Annotated in this window: 20 protein-coding genes; 6 read left to right on the top strand and 14 right to left on the bottom strand. The window is 67.3% G+C overall.

Annotated elements, in window-relative coordinates:
- The 9 genes from BM357_RS20310 to BM357_RS13370 form a co-directional block, all read right to left on the bottom strand.
- A partial coding sequence (locus BM357_RS20310; protein WP_245783996.1) for a hypothetical protein occupies nt 1-125 on the bottom strand: 125 nt, incomplete at its 3' end.
- A 33-nt stretch (nt 126-158) separates the two neighbouring features.
- Nucleotides 159-443, bottom strand: coding sequence for a co-chaperone GroES (gene groES, locus BM357_RS13405; RefSeq protein ID WP_074954366.1), 285 nt, complete (start codon nt 441-443; stop codon nt 159-161).
- Between the two features lie 245 nt (nt 444-688).
- Nucleotides 689-1,432 carry a twin-arginine translocase subunit TatC gene (gene tatC / locus BM357_RS13400; protein WP_083430503.1) on the bottom strand — a complete coding sequence of 248 codons (744 nt, stop codon included), beginning with the start codon at nt 1,430-1,432 and terminating at the stop codon, nt 689-691.
- A gap of 71 nt (nt 1,433-1,503) precedes the next feature.
- Nucleotides 1,504-1,764, bottom strand: a complete 261-nt coding sequence (gene tatA / locus BM357_RS13395; RefSeq protein WP_074954363.1) for a twin-arginine translocase TatA/TatE family subunit — start codon at nt 1,762-1,764, stop codon at nt 1,504-1,506.
- A gap of 37 nt (nt 1,765-1,801) precedes the next feature.
- Nucleotides 1,802-2,380, bottom strand: coding sequence for a molybdopterin-guanine dinucleotide biosynthesis protein B (gene mobB / locus BM357_RS13390; RefSeq protein WP_074954361.1), 579 nt, complete (start codon nt 2,378-2,380; stop codon nt 1,802-1,804).
- Complete coding sequence (locus BM357_RS13385; RefSeq protein ID WP_074954400.1) at nt 2,373-3,320, bottom strand: molybdopterin-binding protein; 948 nt, start codon at nt 3,318-3,320, stop codon at nt 2,373-2,375. The genes mobB and BM357_RS13385 overlap by 8 nt, the downstream gene beginning before the upstream one ends.
- A 32-nt stretch (nt 3,321-3,352) precedes the next feature.
- Nucleotides 3,353-3,964 (bottom strand): molybdenum cofactor guanylyltransferase, encoded by a 612-nt coding sequence (mobA, locus tag BM357_RS13380; protein WP_083430502.1) that lies wholly within the window; start codon nt 3,962-3,964, stop codon nt 3,353-3,355.
- Nucleotides 3,946-4,557: a 5-formyltetrahydrofolate cyclo-ligase gene (locus tag BM357_RS13375; RefSeq protein ID WP_175511533.1), complete on the bottom strand. Its 612-nt coding sequence runs from the start codon at nt 4,555-4,557 to the stop codon at nt 3,946-3,948. Before BM357_RS13375 ends, mobA begins: the two co-directional genes overlap by 19 nt.
- A complete protein-coding gene (locus BM357_RS13370; RefSeq protein ID WP_245783993.1) occupies nt 4,550-5,455 on the bottom strand; it encodes a phosphatase PAP2 family protein in 906 nt (301 codons plus the stop codon). Before BM357_RS13370 ends, BM357_RS13375 begins: the two co-directional genes overlap by 8 nt.
- Nucleotides 5,456-5,799: 344 nt before the next feature.
- On the opposite strand from BM357_RS13370, the gene BM357_RS13365 reads away from it, so the two are divergent.
- The 6 genes from BM357_RS13365 (at nt 5,800) to BM357_RS13340 (ending at nt 11,597) form a co-directional block, all read left to right on the top strand.
- Nucleotides 5,800-7,791, top strand: a complete 1,992-nt coding sequence (locus BM357_RS13365) for an ABC-F family ATP-binding cassette domain-containing protein (RefSeq protein ID WP_074954358.1) — start codon at nt 5,800-5,802, stop codon at nt 7,789-7,791.
- 125 nt (nt 7,792-7,916) lie between these two features.
- On the top strand, nt 7,917-8,315 hold the full coding sequence (locus BM357_RS13360; protein ID WP_074954355.1) for a GntR family transcriptional regulator: 399 nt from the start codon (nt 7,917-7,919) through the stop codon (nt 8,313-8,315).
- Nucleotides 8,308-9,006: an ABC transporter ATP-binding protein gene (locus BM357_RS13355; RefSeq protein ID WP_074954352.1), complete on the top strand. Its 699-nt coding sequence runs from the start codon at nt 8,308-8,310 to the stop codon at nt 9,004-9,006. The genes BM357_RS13360 and BM357_RS13355 overlap by 8 nt, the downstream gene beginning before the upstream one ends.
- 29 nt (nt 9,007-9,035) lie before the next feature.
- Nucleotides 9,036-9,806, top strand: coding sequence for a hypothetical protein (locus BM357_RS13350; RefSeq protein WP_074954349.1), 771 nt, complete (start codon nt 9,036-9,038; stop codon nt 9,804-9,806).
- 13 nt (nt 9,807-9,819) lie between these two features.
- Entirely contained in the window at nt 9,820-10,740 is a 921-nt protein-coding gene (locus BM357_RS13345; protein WP_074954346.1) for an ABC transporter ATP-binding protein, read from the top strand.
- Between the two features lie 101 nt (nt 10,741-10,841).
- Nucleotides 10,842-11,597 carry an ABC transporter permease gene (locus tag BM357_RS13340; RefSeq protein ID WP_074954343.1) on the top strand — a complete coding sequence of 252 codons (756 nt, stop codon included), beginning with the start codon at nt 10,842-10,844 and terminating at the stop codon, nt 11,595-11,597.
- Nucleotides 11,598-11,692: 95 nt separating this feature from the next.
- On the opposite strand, the gene BM357_RS13335 is transcribed toward BM357_RS13340, so the two are convergent.
- The 5 genes from BM357_RS13335 to tsaB form a co-directional block, all read right to left on the bottom strand.
- Nucleotides 11,693-13,078, bottom strand: a complete 1,386-nt coding sequence (locus BM357_RS13335) for a TIGR00366 family protein (protein ID WP_083430500.1) — start codon at nt 13,076-13,078, stop codon at nt 11,693-11,695.
- Nucleotides 13,079-13,311: 233 nt separating this feature from the next.
- Complete coding sequence (locus BM357_RS13330; protein WP_074954340.1) at nt 13,312-14,697, bottom strand: TIGR00366 family protein; 1,386 nt, start codon at nt 14,695-14,697, stop codon at nt 13,312-13,314.
- Nucleotides 14,698-15,134: 437 nt separating this feature from the next.
- On the bottom strand, nt 15,135-16,154 hold the full coding sequence (gene tsaD, locus BM357_RS13325) for a tRNA (adenosine(37)-N6)-threonylcarbamoyltransferase complex transferase subunit TsaD (RefSeq protein WP_074954337.1): 1,020 nt from the start codon (nt 16,152-16,154) through the stop codon (nt 15,135-15,137).
- Entirely contained in the window at nt 16,151-16,642 is a 492-nt protein-coding gene (gene rimI, locus BM357_RS13320; RefSeq protein ID WP_425426550.1) for a ribosomal protein S18-alanine N-acetyltransferase, read from the bottom strand. Before rimI ends, tsaD begins: the two co-directional genes overlap by 4 nt.
- Nucleotides 16,635-17,366 (bottom strand): tRNA (adenosine(37)-N6)-threonylcarbamoyltransferase complex dimerization subunit type 1 TsaB, encoded by a 732-nt coding sequence (gene tsaB, locus BM357_RS13315; protein WP_175511532.1) that lies wholly within the window; start codon nt 17,364-17,366, stop codon nt 16,635-16,637. Before tsaB ends, rimI begins: the two co-directional genes overlap by 8 nt.
- Nucleotides 17,367-17,368 lie beyond the last annotated feature (2 nt).

The following is a 17,368-nucleotide window of genomic DNA, read 5'->3' as shown; positions in this document are numbered from 1 at the left end:
TTCTTCTCCAACACCACGTTGCGGCCCTTGGGGCCAAGGGTCACTTTCACCGCATCGGCGAGCGCGTCGACACCGCGCAGCATCGCCCGGCGGGCATCTTCGCTGAATTTGATCTCTTTCGCCATCCTTGTGCGCCTCCTTGTGTGCAATATGTAGGCTTACTTCTCCACGATGGCGAGAATGTCGCTCTCGCGCAGGATCAAGTACTCCTCATTGTTGTACTTGACCTCGGTGCCGGCGTACTTGGAGTAGATCACGCGGTCCCCGACCTTCACATCCAGCTCCACACGCTTGCCATCCTCGATGCGGCCGGGACCGACGGCGATGACCTCGCCCTCCTGCGGCTTTTCCTTCGCCGTGTCCGGCAAGACGATGCCGCTGGCGGTCTTCTCCTCGCGATCCACCGGGCGTACAACGACGCGATCTGCGAGCGGCTTGATCATGACAAACCCTCCTAGGCTACGCCTTGTTTTATTAGCACTCACCACGCTCGAGTGCTAATACCAACAGATATATTAATGCACCGGCCCTGCCTGCGCAAGCGGTGAATGGAGGGAATTTTCACCCACGCCCCGCCCCCGGAGACCGGTTCCGCGCGCTCAAACCTCGGGGCCCTCAAAGTTCGGCGCCTCAAAGCTCCATGCCTTCGCAACCCTCCGTCCCGTCGGCGGCCGCCCGGGATCTCCCTTCACGACAGTGAAGCGGCCGACGCCGCCTTGTCCCGCCGGCGCTTGGCGATCACGGACAAAGCGATGCTCACCTCGTACAGGAGGATCATCGGCACCACCACGCTCAGATGGGAGATGAGCTCCGGCGGGCTGATGAGCACCCCCAGGACCACAATGACAAAGTAAGCGTACCGCCGCACGCGGCGCAGCAACTGCGGGCTGATGACCCCAATCCGCGTGAGGAACACCACCACAATCGGCAGTTCGAAGATGAACCCGAACGGCAGGCAGATGTTGGTGAGAAACCCGAAGTAGCTGCCCGCCCGCAGCATCACGTTGAAGTGCTCCGCTGCGATGCGCAGCAGAAAGTGCAGGATGGTCGGGAAGAGGACGAACCAGGCGAAGAGGACACCGAGGATGAACATCACCAGCGTCACGGGCAACAGGCGCAGCGTGTACCGGCGTTCCACCGGGGTGAGCCCCGGCGCCACGAACTTCCACACCTGATAGAGCGCGAAAGGCAGCGTCAATCCCACCGCCACGATGCCGGCGATGGACAGGTAGACGGTGATCACCTCCCCCGGTGACGTCACCATCAGGTGATAGCCCTCGCGCGCCAGCGGGCTGACCAGATAGCCGTAAATCCGGGAGACCAGCCCAAGGCACACGCCGAACAGGACGACGAACACCGCCAGGCAGTACAGGATCCGGCGGCGCAGATCCTCCAGGTGTTCCGTGAACGTCATCCGCGGCTCCGGCTTCACCAGCCATGCCCACCTCCCTCGGCGCACAAGAAGGGGCTCCCCTGCGGAAGCCCCGGGATTGCCGCACCCGTTCAGTTCGGGTTCCGCTTGTCCTCGCCCGGCTCCGGCGTCTTCAACTCAATCGGCTCCACGCGCGCCTTCGCGCTATGCACCGGCTCCTCCTTGGCCGCGTTCGCGGCCTCGTCCACCATCCCGCGCGTCGCGTCCTTGAACTCGCGCAGCGACTTGCCGAACGCGCGCCCGATCTCCGGCAGCTTGCTCGGCCCGAACACCAGCAACAGCGCCACCAGGATCAGGACCAGGCCCGACCACCCGATGTTCCCGAGACTCATGGTTCCCCTCCTCTTCTCCCCGCCATGGGCCGTCTGTCTATCCGCCAACCCCGCCCGGGTCCCCCGCGGGCAGGGCAAATTGCATCCACACCTCCCGGCACAGGCCCGGGATATCGTCCTCATCATACACTGGCCACTCCGCACCAGCAAGCCATGCCGCCCGCCGCGGCCCCACCACCGCTTCAAGCGCCGGGAGGCGGGCGTCGCGGAGCCAGGCGAGATCGTCCGGCGTCCGCAGCACCGCCACCTTGGGCAGCAGGCTGTGTTTGAAGCCTTCCACGACGATGAGGTCGATCCCGCCGCGCTCCCGGCTCCACCGGCTCATCCGCGCCACCAGGGCCATCGCGTCGTCCGCCGCGGGATCTTCGCACCAGCGCCACAGCGACTGGCCGCCCCCCGCCACAACGGTCGCCACCGCCCCAGCCTGCGCGAACAGGGCCGTGTCGCTGCCCGGCTTCTCCCAATCGTCTCCGCCGTCCGCGTGGGCGTCGTGCTTGATGGCCGCCACGCGCAGACCCTCCCGGTGCCAGTGGGCGATCATCCGCCGCACCAACCGCGTTTTGCCGCTGTTCTGCCGGCCGACGACGGAGATCACGCGCGGCCCCGTCTCACGCATTCAGCCACCCGCCGACGCCGAGGCGCGCGATGTCGTCGCGCGTCAACCGCACCCGGGCCAGCACCCTCGGCAGGAGTACGTCGAAGGAGGTGACCGGATCATGGATCACCGCCCCCGGCAGACCGAAGATGGCCGCATCCCCCGCGTAGGCCAGCATCAGCATCGAGCCGGGGAGCATGGGCGTCCCGTACGTCACCACCTCATCGGCCGCGCCGCGGATGGCCGCCGGGGAGCGGTCGTCCGGATCGACCGACATCCCGCCTGTCACCAGCACCAGCGGCACGCCCGCTGCGAGGGCGTCGCGAATGGCCGCGGTGATGGCCGCCTGATCGTCCCCCGGAAAAACCTGGCTGACCACCTCGACCCCGTACGTCGCCAGTTTCTCCCGCAGGACGGGCCCCGCCTTGTCCTGGATGCGGCCCGTCTGGATCTCGCTTCCTGTCGTCACCAGCGCCGCCTGGCGCATCTGATACGGCCGCACCTGGATGACCGGCTCCGCGCCCGCGGCCAGGGACACGACCTGCTCCACCTTCGCCCGCTCTATCACCAGCGGGATGGGCCGCACGCCCGCCACGGACGCCCCTTCGTCGACGTGCACCCAGCCCCTCCGCGTGGCCAGCGAAATGCCGTCGATCCGGTTAATCTCGAACACCCGCCGCTCATCCACCTGGAGCACCCCGCGTCGGCTGGCCTTGAGCACCACCTTGCCTTCGTGCACGTCGCTCAAGGCGATGCCCTCTCCGGCGACGGCCTGCGCCATCGTCAACGCCGCGTCGTTCTCATGCATCTCGTCCGGCCCCAGCTCCAGCACGTAGATATGCCGCTTGCCGATGTCGAGCAGCACCGGGATGTCCTCCTCCCGGATGACGTGCCCCTTCGCGAACACCCGGCCCTTGAACTCGCCCGGGACAATCCTCGTCAAATCGTGCGCCAACACCATGCCGACCGCCTGCTCTACCGGAACCTCCCGTTTCACGCAGATCCCTCCGTCTGGCGCAGCCACGCCTCGTAATCCGCCGGTGTGTGCACCGGCTTCGTCCACCACACTGGCCAACCCAGGGCGTCCGCGTCGACCGGGCGCACCGCCATCCGCGCCAGCACCGGCAGCAGACGCCGCTCCCCGGCCGCAGCCGCCTGCCGGAACACCGCCCCGGCTCGCTCCCGGTACAGCGCGAGGAGAGGTTGGGGCACCCCGTCGCGCACCACCACCGCCGCATCCACTTCTGGCGCCGCCGCGAGGCGGCTTGCGAGGGCCGCCGGCACGGCCGGGTCGATGCCCGGGAGATCCCCCGCCAACACCAGGAGGGCGTCGGCCGCGAGCGCATTCGGCCAGGCGTTCGCCAAGGCCGCGAGGGGCCCTTGGTACCACGCGGGATCGCACACCACCGTCACCCCGTTCGGCACCGGGAAACTCACCCCGCCCGGCGGCGCCGCCACCGTCACCCGCTCGGCGCACGCCGCGGCCACCGCCAGGACGTGATCGATCACGCTCGCCTCTCCGCCCCGCACCCGGGGCAGGGTCAGCTTGTCCCGTCGCATCCGCCGGCTCGCACCGCCGGCGAGGATCAGCGCCCACACGCGCACGGGACCACCCCCTCCTCGGTGACCACGAAATCCACCCGCTGGTCGTGGGCATCCACCGGCAGCCAGGAGGCGAGCTGACAGGAGAAGCACACCCCGATGCGGACGGGGGCCGCCCCTTCGGCGAACCACCGGTCGTAATACCCGCCGCCGTAGCCGAGCCGGTCCCCGCGGGCCGTGAACGCCACGCCCGGGACGACGACAACCGCCAAACGCGCCGGATCCACCCGCTCCGCGCCGGCCTCCGGATTGGGCTCGCGGATGCCGAACCGCCCCGTCCGCCACGCCTCGGGGCGCGCGGCGTGGTAAAACGCCATGCGCGGCCCGTCGGTCACCGGATAGGCGACGCGCCAGCCGGCTTCCGCCAACGCCTGCGCGGCCCCCGACACATCCGCTTCGCCGCGTACCGCCTGGTACAGGGCGACGGCAGCCCCCGCGCCGGGCGAGACCCGCAGGCGCCCGGTGCGGCACAGGTCCGCCACACAGGCCACGAGGCGAGCGCAGATCACCGCGCTCGCCTCGGCCCTGCGGGATTCGCTCCACGCCTGCCGAACCGCCAGGTACCTCCGGCGGAGGCGGGTTTTCTCGTCAATCAACCGGATCGCCCTTTCGGTACAGGCCGCACTGGACGAATACCCAGGGCGCGGCCAGCGTCGCCCACAGCCCGCTGGCCACATCGCGCACCACCGTCATCCCGGGCCACTGCGGCCATTTGATTACATATTGTAACGCAATCAGCCCGGCGATGCCGATGACCGCCGCACAAATCCGCCGCCACCACGCGCGGTCCATCCCGCTGCCGAGCCAGCGCTCCTCCAGCACCGCTCCGGCCCCGATGCCGAGCAGGAGGGCGGCGTAGCGCAGCGAGTCCGGGCCGGTGTGGATCACCATCAGGGCGACGGGGAAGAGCACCGACAGCCACATGCGCACGTTCCACGCGTATCGCCGCTGTGCCCACCACCGGCTCGCCGGCCAGCCGAGCCCGCCGAACAAAAGGCCCAAGCCCCACCCGATGAGCACATCGAGCGGCCAGTGGAGGCCGAGATAGACGCGCGAGAGCCCGATGCCCGCCACCAGGATCATCACCGCCGTCCACAACCAGCGCCGCTTCGCCCAGCGGCACACCATCAGCCAGAAGGTCAACGGCCCCTGCGCGTGTCCGGCGGGCATCGCGTACCCCGGAGCCGTCCACGCGAAGGACGATTGGATGCCAGGAATCCCGACGGGCCGGAGCACCTTCAACCAATCCTTCAGCCATCCGTTCACATACATGGAACACAGAAAGACGTAAGCCAACCGCAGCCCCAGGGGCTTGCTCACCGACCAAAACAGGATCGGCAGCACCACGACGTAGAACCACTCCGTGCCCAACAGACTCAAGCCCTTCGCGAGCGCGTCCAACCAGGGCGCCGCGAACGACTGCAGCCACCGTATGACCTCGTACTGCCACAGCATCCCCGACGGCATCGGAAAATCCGGTGCAAACGCCTCCAACGTGACGGCCCCCCTCCTGTCACCGGGGTCCGGGTTCTCCCCTGGCCCCGCCGTTCGCCCTGACTTCGGTGCCCGCTTCCCGCCTCGCCGCGGCGCGGACACGCTTCCGTACACTCTATGAGACAGGGCCCGCGCGCTATGATTGATTGGCACGACTTTGGCGCCATCGTCCGGGCCCCGTCCTCGAGGCCCCTATCCTCCACGCCCCACCCGCCGTGCCTTCGCGCCCGGCATCCCGGCCGCCCGCCACGCCCCCCGCGCCGGCGCCGGCCTGGCGGGACGCCCGGCCGTCCGGTACACTGGGGGCGGACATACAGGCAGACGAACGGGAGCGGAGGAAAACCATGATTGTCCTGCAGGCGGACGGGATTGAAAAACAGTACGACGGGCGAGAGGTGCTGCGGGGCGCGAGTCTCTTGGTGCAAGCGGGCGATCGCACGGCTTTGGTGGGGCCGAACGGCGCCGGAAAGACCACCCTCCTGCGCATCGTCACCGGCGTCGAGGCGCCCGACGCGGGCACCATCCACGTGCAGAAGGGCCTGTCCGTGGGCTACGTCGCCCAGTTCGTGGAGGCGGAGGAAGGCCAGACCGTGTACCAGTACATGGAGGGCGCCTTCGCGCACCTTCGCGAATGGGAACGCCGGCTGCGGACCCTGGAGCAGGAGATGGCCGATCCCCGGGTCTACGAGGATTCCGCCCGGTTCTCGGAGGTATCGGCGGCCTATGACCGCCTGCGCGAAACGTTCGAGCAGGCGGGCGGCTATGCGGTGGACGCCCGCATCCGGCGCGTCCTTGACGGCCTGCGTTTCCCTGCCGCCATGCACGGGCAGCCAGTGTCGTCCCTCAGCGGCGGCCAGAAGACGCGGCTGTCCCTCGCCCGCCTCTTGGCATGGCAACCGGATCTGCTCGTCCTCGACGAGCCGACCAACTACCTCGACACGGAGACGGTGACGTGGCTCGAGTCATACCTGCAGGGGTACCCCGGGGCCATCCTGCTGGTGTCGCACGACCGGTACTTCCTCGACCGCATCGCGACGGTGGTGTATGAGCTGGAGGACGGCGTCACCACGCGCTACACCGGCAACTACAGCGACTACGTGGCGGAAAAGGCCGCCCGCTACGAGGCCGATCTGAAGCGGTATGAGGCCCAGCAGAAGGAGATCGCCCGGCAGGAGGCCTTTATCCAGAAGAACATCGCGCGCTCCACCACCACGCGACGCGCGCAGAGCCGACGCAAACTCCTGGTGAAGATGGTGCGACTGGAGCGGCCGACCCAGCGCACGCCGCGCATGGCCCTGCGCTTCACCTGCGCGCGCGAGTCCGGGCGCGACGTGCTGAGAACGGAGGGCCTCGTCATCGGCCACCCCGGCAATCCCCTGGCTGGCCCGCTCCATCTGTTCATCTCGCGCGGCCAGCGGATCGCGCTGTTGGGGCCCAATGGCATCGGCAAATCGACCTTGCTGAAGACCCTCGCGGGCCTTCTCCCGCCTCTCGCCGGATCGGTGCAATGGGGGACGCACGCGGACATCGGCTACTACGACCAGGAACAGGCCGATCTCGACCCGGCCCGCACCGTCCTCGACACCCTGTGGGACGAGCACCCCGAGATGGACCTGACCACGGTGCGCACGGCGCTCGGCCGCTTTTTGTTCCGCGGCGAGGACGTCGACAAGCCGGTGGCGGGCCTCAGCGGCGGCGAGCGCAGCCGGCTCTCCCTCTGCCGGCTAATGCTGCGCCAGCCCAACGTGTTGCTGCTCGACGAGCCGACCAATCACCTCGACCTGTGGAGCAAAGAGGTGCTGGAGGACGCCCTGCAGGATTACGACGGCACCGTGCTGTTCATCTCGCACGACCGCTACTTCATTGACGCCATCGCGACCCACGTGTGGACCCTCGACGAAGACGGGCTTCATACTTATATCGGCAACTACACCGAGTACGCCGCCAAGCGGGCGGAGGAGCAGAAGTGGAAGCCGGCGCCGGGCGAGGAGGATGGGCCCGGCCGGACCAATCCCGCCGGCGCCGCACGGCCTGCCTCCGACCGGACAAGTCCTGCGGCCGCGCCGGGATCTGTGCGCATCCGATCCTCCGAGGTGCGGAAACTGCGCGAGCGGGTCGCTCAGTTGGAGGCGCGCGCGGCCGAGGTGGAAGCGCGCCAGGCGGCCATCGCCCACCAGTTGACGGAGGCGGCCATGGCCCAGGATCTCGACCGCCTGCGCGCCTTGCAGGACGAGTCGGCCCGCTTGGAACAGGCGCACGCCGACCTCCTCGCCGAGTGGGAACAGCGGGCGCTCGAGCTGGAGGCGTTGGAAGCCATGACCGACGGCGGCGCGTGAACCGCGACACCGCCCGGCACCGGCATCGCAACCTGGGCCCGGCCGGGCGATTTTTGTGTTGCAAGTGTATTATGTGATATGATACACTCAAATCACACGAGACACAGCCGAGAGGAGGGAGCCGCTTGGAGGAACGCCGGGCCGGCACGTTGACCTTCCGGCTGGACCTCAGCCAGCCCTTGTATGAACAGATTTTGCAGCAGATGCGTCAGGCCATCGCCAAAGGGGAGATTGGATTGGGCGAAAAGATTCCGTCGGTACGCGAGATGGCCCAGAGTCTGCGGGTCAATCCGAACACCGTCAGCCACGCCTATCAGGAGCTGGAGCGCGACGGGCTGACGGAGACCCGGCGCGGCCAGGGCACGTTCATCACCTCGTCGCCGGAAAAGGTGCAGCGGTTCCGCGAAGAGCTGGCCCGCCACATGGCCCGCGAGTTCGTCGCCGGCATGCGGGCATACGGCTTCACCTGGAACGACATCGCGCGCTTCCTCCAGGAGGCGCAAGGGAGGCATGTGCATGAGTGAGCTGGCCGTCCAATTGAGCGGCGTGACGAAATCGTACGGCGCCAAGCGGGCTCTCGATGCGCTCACCCTCGAGATCCCGCGCGGGCAGGTGGTCGGCATCCTCGGCCCGAACGGCGCCGGCAAGTCGACGCTGTTCCGCATCCTCACCGGGCTGACCCGTCCGGACGAGGGCACAGTCCGCATCTTCGGAGAAGCGCCCGGCTGGCGGACCAATCGCCTGGTGGCCTATCTGCCCGACCGAGCGCGCTGGTACGCCGACCACACCGCAGAGCAGGCGCTCCGTTGGGCCGAGACGTTTTTGCCCGGGTTCGATCCCGCCGCCGCCCGCCGCCTCGCCGAGTTCATGAAGCTCGACCTCCGCATGCGGGCGGGCGACATGTCGCGCGGCCAGGAGGCCCGGTTGATGCTGCTCCTGTGCCTCGCGCGCAGGGTGCCCCTGCTCATCCTCGACGAGCCGTTCACCGGCATCGACGCCCCGTCCCGGGCGCGCATCATCGAGAGCCTGGTGACGCACATCGGCGAGGACGGACCCACGGTGCTCATCAGCACCCACGAGCTGCATGAGGCGGAGCCGCTGTTCGATCACGCCGTCTTCCTGGTCGACGGCCGCGTCGCGCTGGCTGGATCGGCCGAAGAACTGCGCCGGAAGCACGGATCGATGAACGAAATCATGGTATCCCTGCTGCGTTGACCTGAGCTGCACCTAGAGGAGGAACGCCTATGAGGACCGTGGACACCCTGCCCGAACATCGGATTCCCTTTTGGGCCTTGGTCCGGCACGATTTCAAGCGCCGCCGCGGCGGCTTCCTGCGGACGTATCGCGCCTGGGTTCTGGCCTACCTGGCCGCCGTGTGCGTGATCTTCATTGTTTTGGCCACCTACGTCGCCCGCATCGGCGGGTTTGATCCCCGCCCGGTCTGGTACGCCACATTCGGCCTGCCCTTCATGTGTTTTGGCCTGGGCATCGGTTGGACCGTGAACGAATGGAAAAACGGCACCGCGGGATGGTGGCTGACCCTGCCCGCGCCGAGGACCCTGCTGGTTGCGTCAAAGTTCACCGCCGTGCTCCTGCGGACCCTGTTCATCTACGCCATGGTGTTTCTCGGCATCACCGTGTTCGGGCTTTACACCATGGCGGTGGGCGGCCACCTGACCGTTTCGTCGGCGTCGGACTTCCTCGGGATGGGCATCCAATGGTACAGCCTGCTGCTCGCCATCACGCCGCTGCCCTGCGCCTTCGGTGTGCTCTACGCGACGCTCGCCCAGTCCCGGATGAAGCCGGTCATCCCCCTCGCCTGGATGGCCTTCGGCCTCTTGTGGTGGCTTCTGAGCGCGCGGCGGCTGGTTCACATCCACCCGGACGACCCCGCGTGGGCCACAGGCGTGCATTGGACGTGGCCGATGCTGTGGCCCCTCGTCGGCACGTGGATCCTGTCGTACGTCCTGGTGCGATTGGCCGCCATCGTCCTGGAACGCCATCTGGCGATGTGAGGAGGAACCCGATATGATACCGCCTGCCATCTCGTTGCAGAGCGTGCGCAAATCGTACGGCGCGAATCTGGCGCTCGCGGACGTCACCCTCACGGTGCGCCGCGGAACGTGCTTCGGGCTGCTCGGGCCCAATGGCGCCGGCAAGTCGACGGCGATGAAGATCGTGTGCGGCGTCCTGAAGCCCGACGCAGGCCAGGTGTCCGTGCTCGGTGTCGACGTCGCCCGTGATCCGTTCGCTGCCCGCCGCCTGGTCGGTTATGTGCCGCAGGACATCACGCTGTATGAATCCCTCACCGCCGTCGACAATCTGCAATTTTTCGGCGGGCTGTACGGCCTGCGCGGCGCGACCCTGTCCAACCGCGTCCAGGACGCGCTTCGCCGCGTCGGCCTGGCCTCGCGCGCCCGTGACCGAGTCGGCACCTACTCCGGCGGCATGAAGCGGCGCCTGAACATCGCCGCCGCCCTGCTCCACCGCCCGCAGTTGCTCATCCTCGACGAGCCGACGGTCGGAGTCGACCCGCAGTCGCGCAACCACATCCTGGAGCTGATCCGCGGATTGCGGGCGGACGGCGTGACGGTGGTGTACGCCACCCACTACATGGAGGAGGCCGAAGCCGTGTGCGACGACGTGGCCATCCTGGACCACGGCCGTGTGCTCACCCAGGGCGCCCTAGGCGAGGTGCTGGCCCGGCACGCGCCGCGCGCGGTGTACGTGGCCTGGGCAAACGACGCCCCACCCCAGTGCCCCGAAGCGGAAGAGATCCAGGCGCACCGGCAGGGATGGGTGCTGCGAAGCCCGCAACCGCTGACCGTGATGCGGCGCGTGATGGACCAAGCCGAATCCCGGTCCATCCGCCTGGAAGCGCTGGAGTTGATGCGACCGTCTTTGGAATCCGTGTTCCTGTCTCTGACAGGGACTTCGCTGCGCGACTGACCACGACCCGGTACCCGGCCGCAGCCCCCGGGCGGCGTCTTCGGCCGGGAACCACCATGGGATCACCGCGGCATCACGCGGCATCAAAGGAGGCCATGGCCATGTGGAGTATCGTCCGTAAAGAGTGCAAACTGATGATCCGCGGCAAGGGAAACCTGTTCTTTCTCCTCGTCATGCCGATGCTGTTCATGGTGCTGTTCGGGTCCGTGTTTGCCAAAAACATGGCGCCAGATGACCCGAACGGGCAGATGCTGGTGCTGAATCAGATTGTCCCGGGCTACACGGTGATGTTCGTCTTTTTCATCATCCTGACGATGTTGAGAAGCTTTTTGGGCGAGCGGGAGTTCGGCATGCTCGCCCGGATCGCCGCCACCCCCCTGCGGCCGCTCGGGTATCTGGCGGGGATGTGGATCCCGGCGGTGTTGGCGGTGCTCGTCCAGTGCACCGTGCTCCTCGCGTTCGGCCACTTCGTCTACAAGGTGCACTTGGGGGACCCGGTGGCGCTGGCGGCCTTGGTGATCTGCCTCGCGGTGTGCGGCACCGGCCTCGGACTCGCCATCTCGCTGTGGGTGCGCGGAGAGAACCAGGGCCGCGCCCTCACCATGCTCATCGTCATGGGAGGCGCAGCCCTGGGCGGACTGTGGATGCCGTACGACATGATGCCCGCCGGGGCGCAGCTGGCCAGCCATTTCACCCCCCAGTTCTGGGCACAGCGGGCGCTGCAGGACGTGATGGTGCACGGAGCGCACCTCTCCGGCGTCCTGACCTCCGCGGCCGTACTGGTGGGGTTCGGCGTGGCGGGATTGCTGCTCGCACTGCTGCGCTTCCCGCGCTTCTTGCGCAGCGCCGTGCATTGAACGCACCGCCACGGACGGCGGGGCACATGACAAGCGAGGCACGTAGCGAGACCATATGAAGAGCGGGGCAGACGGCGCTCCGCTCACCCTTTCAATCACAGAGCCGGGATGAAGGTCGCGATGCCGAAGATCACGAAGCCAATGAGGAACGCCACGACCGTGAAACCCATCATGTCGCGCACGCCGAGTTTGGCCAGGGCGAGCACCGGCAGGGCCCAGAAGGGCTGAATCATGTTCGTCACCTGTTCGCCGAACGCAACCGACATCGACAGGCGTCCGAGGTAGCCGGGATCCGTCAAGCCCATCTGCACCGCCGTCTGGATGGTCACGGGCCCTTGCACGCCCCAGTGACCGCCGCCCGACGGGACGAACAGCGAGATGATGAGCGATCCGATGTAGTTCAGGAACGGCAGGGTCGTCACGGTCGCCCCTTTGACGAGGGCGTTGGAGATGACGACCTGCAGCGGATCCACCCCTTTGGCCGGCGCGTACGCCATCAGGGCCATGATGCCCCCGTACAGCGGGTACTGCAGCAACAGGCTGCCCGACGCCTTGGCCGCTTCGGTGAACGCGCGGATGAAACGGATGGGCGTCCAGTGCAGGAGCAATCCGAAGACGGTGAAGAGCATGATCATCGAGTTGATGTTCAGCGTAAAGCCGGACATGACGAAGTACGCCAGGCCCGCGGCGACCAACAGCAGGTTCAGGATCCACGCCGATTCCAGCATCTCGGCGAACGTCCGCTTCCGCGCCGCGCCGGGGCCGCCGACGGGCACCTCCGTCGTCGTCGCCGTCTCCTCCAGGGCCTCCAGCGGCGGGACGTGCGACTGGGTGGGCGCCATGAGCTTCAGGGCGATGGGGATGATGATAAACGTCGCCAACACCGGCAGCCAGCTGTACGGCTGGAAGATGGAGTCGTTGAACTGGACCGTCTGCTTCGTCAGCTGATAGATAATGTTGAGGCTCGATTTCGGATCCGTGTTGGCCAGCGCGATGGAGCTCGAGAACCCGCAGGTCCACACGATGTACCCCATGTACCCGGCGGCGACGAGGTAGCCGAAGTGCAGGTTCTCGCGCAGTTTCTTGGCGATTTCTTTCGCCAAAATCGCCCCCACCACGAGCCCGAGGCCCCAGTTGAGCAAGGACGCGACCCCGGCCACGAGAAAGCACGTGATGGCGGCCTGGACCTGGTTCTTCGGGATGGACGCGACACGCTCCAGGAATCGCTTGATGACCGGCGCCTGGGCCAGGGTGTAGCCGGTGACCAGGATGAGCACCATCTGCAGGGCAAAGGTGAAAATGTTCTTCGATCCCCACACGCCGTCGTACCACGCCCGGACGACGCCGCCCAGCGTCGCCCCTTTGACGAACAGGAAATCGAGCACCACGACGAGCAGCGTCAAGATGACCGCGAACAAGTATGGATCCGGCATGAACCGCTGCACGTAGCTCACGCACAGGTTGGTGAAGCGCCGAAGCATGGAAGCCCCCCTCTCGGTCATGTAACCGATTTCATTCATCCGCACGTGCGCGGTGGCCGGGCCGTGATACGAGACCTGTCCCTCTTTGCGCGACGAACAGATGACAGAGAGATGATAGCGTTGCTCATTATCGGTGATTTTCGGAATCCTGTCAATCGGAAGCCGAAGGAAGGCAAGGCAGGGGGTGAGAAGCGGCCCGCCCCGGCGGCCGGTGCAGCGGGGGCGGGCCTGGCTCAGAGGGCCGGAATGAAGGTGGCGATGCCGAAGATCACGAAGCCGATGAGGAACGCGACGACGGCGAATCCCATCATGTCGCGCACGCCGAGTTTTGCCAGGGCGAGCACTGGCAACGCCCAGAAGGGCTGGATCATGTTGCCCACCTGCTCACCGAACGCGACCGACATCGACAGGCGCCCGAGGTAGCCCGGGTCGGTGATGCCCATCTGCACCGCCGTCTGGATGGTCACGGGCCCCTGCACACCCCAGTGACCGCCGCCGGAGGGCACAAACAGGGTGATGATCAGCGACCCGATGAAGTTTAGGAACGGCAGGGTGACCGCGGTCGCCCCGTGCACGAGGGCGTTGGAGATGACGACCTGCAGCGGATCGACCCCTTTCGCAGGCGTGTACGCCATCAGGGCCATGATGCCCCCGTACAGCGGGTACTGCAGCAACAGGCTGCCGGAGGACTTGGCGGCTTCCGTGAACGCCCGGATAAAGCGGATGGGGGTCCAGTGCAGCAGAAGACTCAGGATGGTGAACAACATCACCATGGAATTGATATTGATGGTCCAGCCGGACATGACGAAGTAAGCGAGCCCGGCGACGGCAAGGATCAGATTCAGGATCCAGGCCGACTCGAGCACCTCGGCGAACGTCCGTCGCCGCGGCACGCCGGGGCCGCCGACCGGCACCTCCGCCCCGGCGGCTGTCTCCTCCAACGCCTCCAAGGGCGGGACGTGCGACGACGTCGGGGCCATGCGCTTGAGCAGAATGGGAATGAGCACGAAAGCCGCGAGCACCGGCAGCCAGTTGTACGGCTGGAAGATGGTGTCGTGAAATGGGACGGTCTGTTTCGTCAACTGGTAGATGATGTTCAGGCTCGACTTGGGGTCCGTGTTCGCGAGCGCGATCGAACTCGAGAACCCGCTCGCCCACACGATGAACCCCATATAACCAGCTGCGACGATATACGCGAAGTGGATATGCTCGCGAAGTTTCTTCGCGATCTCCTTGGCGACGATGGCGCCGACCACCAGCCCGAGTCCCCAATTGAGCAGCGACGCCACGCCGGCCGCGAAGAAGCAGGTGATGGCCGCCTGCACCTGGTTTTTCGGGATGGCGGCGACGCGCCCCAACAGCCGCCGGATGACCGGCGCCTGGGCCAGGGTGTAGCCGGAGACCAGGATGAGGATCATCTGCAGGGCGAAGGTGAAGATGTTCTTGGAACCCCACACCCCGTCGTACCACGCCCGGACTACGCCCCCCAGCGTCACGCCCTTCACGCACAAGAAGTCGAGCACCACGACGATCAGCGTCAGGATGACCGCGAATAAGTACGGGTCCGGCATGAAACGCTGCACATACGCGACGCACAGATTGGTGAACCGCCGAAACATACATGCCCCCCTTTTCGTAACCGCTTTCAACCGCCGCGGGGGCACGCCCGGACAGCACCCTCCCGCGGTCAGACGGCACAGAAATGATAGAATGATTCTTATTATTCATCTTATTCGAACCAACCGTCAATGGAGGGTTCCGTTGTCCACACCCGTGTGGACAAGCGCCGTCCGGAACCTGTGGAAATCTGTCGAAAGCCTGTCCACAAGCGGATTGAGGCTGTGGATAAGTCTGTGGATATTGTGCATATCCTGTTGCGTGGGCGTTTCACTCCGTTTGTGCTGCGCAAGACACTTCGTGAAACGCCCGCGCAGCCCATGAGGGTGTAGGGCACAGTGGGACATGGGGTGATGTGTCTACGTAACGCGGAAGGGAGTGGGGGGCGGCGCGGAGCGGCTTGCGCTGCAGAAGCGGAGCGCCGCGCCCCGCTCCCGGCTCACACACGGCCCGCCTGCCAGGCATCGAGGGACAACTGTGCGTGCGCGTTCAAGGTCAGTGCGTCGCAGCGGCCGCGCGCCAGGAGGGCGCACCCGGCCGCCGCAATCATGGCGGCGTTGTCCGTACACAGCCGCACCGGCGGGAACCGCACCGCGAACCCTTCTTCCGCCGCGCGCGCCGTCAGGGCGCGGCGCAGCCCCTGGTTGGCCGCCACGCCGCCCGCCACCACCAGCGTGCGCCTGCCCGTCTGGCGCATCGCCCGCGCCGCCTTCTCCACCAGCACGTCGACGACCGCCTGTTGAAAGCTGGCGCACACGTCCTCCGCCCGGACGGCCTCGCCCTGTCGCTTCTGCCGCTCGATCTCGCCGGCCACCGCCGATTTCAGCCCGCTGAAGGAGAAGTCCAGCCCCTCCTCGAGCATCGCGCGCGGGAAGTCGTACGCCTGCGGATCGCCCCGTTGCGCCAGCTCGTCCACCTTCGGGCCGCCGGGGTAAGCGAGGCCGACCATCCGGGCCACCTTGTCATACGCCTCCCCGGCCGCATCGTCCTTGGTCGCCCCGAGGCGCGTGAAACGGAACCCCTCGTCGAGGTCGAGGATCTCCGTGTGCCCGCCCGAGACCACGAGCGCCAGCACCGGCGGCACCAGGTCCGTCTCGAGAAAGGCCGCCGCCACGTGGCCCGCGATGTGGTGCACCCCCACCAAGGGCAGGCCGGTGGCCAGGGCGTATCCTTTGGCCGCCGAGACGCCGACCAGCAGCGCACCCAACAATCCCGGTCCGCAGGTGACCGCGATGCCGTCGAGATCGCCCCAGGACACCCCCGCTTCCCCCAACGTGCGCGCCACCACCTGGGTGACATCCCGCACGTGCTGGCGCGACGCCACCTCCGGCACCACCCCGCCAAATCGGGCGTGCGTGGCCACCTGGGACGCGACGGTCTGGGCCAGAATGCGCCGTCCATCCTCGACCACGGCCGCCGCCGTCTCGTCACAACTCGTCTCGATGCCGAGCACCCTCACGCCTCGTCCCCTCCGTCCAGCGTGGGCAGGTCCACCCACATGATCAGCGCGTCCTCCTGGTTGTCGGTGTAGTACCCCTTGCGCAGCCCCACGCCGACGAAGCCGAGCTTTCGATACAGGTTCTGCGCCACGGTGTTGCTCACGCGCACCTCCAGCGTCATCCGGGTGATGCCGTGCGCCGCGCACTGCGCCATCAGGTGGCGCAGCAGCCGTTCGCCCAGGTGCCGGCCGCGGAAGTCCGGATCGACGGCGATGTTCGTGATGTGCCCCTCGTCGAGGATCAGCCACACGCCCGCGTACCCGGCCAGCCGTCCCTGGTACTCGGCCACCGTGTAATGGGCGAACTGGTTCTCCACCAACTCCGTCAAGAAGGCATGCCGGGACCACGGCGCGGCGAAACACCGCTTCTCAATCCGCAGCACCTCGTCCAGGTCGCGCAAGTGCATCGGCCGCAGCACCACCGCGTCCGGATCCCACGCCTCAGCCATCGCCATGCCGCACCAGGCTCCTCTCCGCGAGCTTGACCTCCGCCTCCACCGGCAGCGCGTACTCCGGCGCCAACCGGTGCACCGCCTCGCCGGCCAACGCCGGAACCTCCGGCAGGCGGCCCAGCCGCAGCAGCGCCGGCCCCAGCCGGCCTGCCGCATCCGCCAGCGTCCACACCCGCCCGGCGCCCCCGCCGTCGCCCAGCAGCACGCGAACGGACTCCGGAAAATCGTGGACGATCACACCGTCCCACGCGGGCTCTGCCCCCAACGCCGCGCGCCACCGCGCGGCCCATTCCGTGACCGGCAGCACCTGCTCCGGCGCGACCGTCGTCCACAGGCCGGACCGCTTCAGGTACAGGGCGCCGAATGCTCGCTGCCTTCGGGCGTACAGCAGGGGCAGCACCAGCGTGGGGCGGTCACCGTCCGGCACCGCTGCCTCCGCCATCATCCACAGGGTGGACACCGGACGCACCTGGACGCCGAGCGACGCCGCCATCGCCTTGGCTGCGGCGACGCCGATGCGCACGCCCGTGTAGCTACCCGGGCCCACACCGACCACAATCTCGTCCAACGCCCCCGGCTCCACTCCGCTCGCCTGCAACAAGCCCTTCAGGGCCGGGTGCAACAGGCGCGAGTGGCCACGCGGGATATGAAGGGCGACGGAACCTTCCCGTCCGTCCGCCGTCCGCACGGCCGCCGCCAGCACCTGCGTCGCCGTGTCCATCG

Origin of the sequence: Paenalicyclobacillus macrosporangiidus, assembly GCF_900116805.1 — a bacterium.
GTDB classification, from domain to species: domain Bacteria; phylum Bacillota; class Bacilli; order Alicyclobacillales; family Alicyclobacillaceae; genus Alicyclobacillus_H; species Alicyclobacillus_H macrosporangiidus.
The sequence above is the reverse complement of the archived record's forward strand: the minus strand, read 5'-3'. Positions and strand labels throughout refer to the sequence as shown.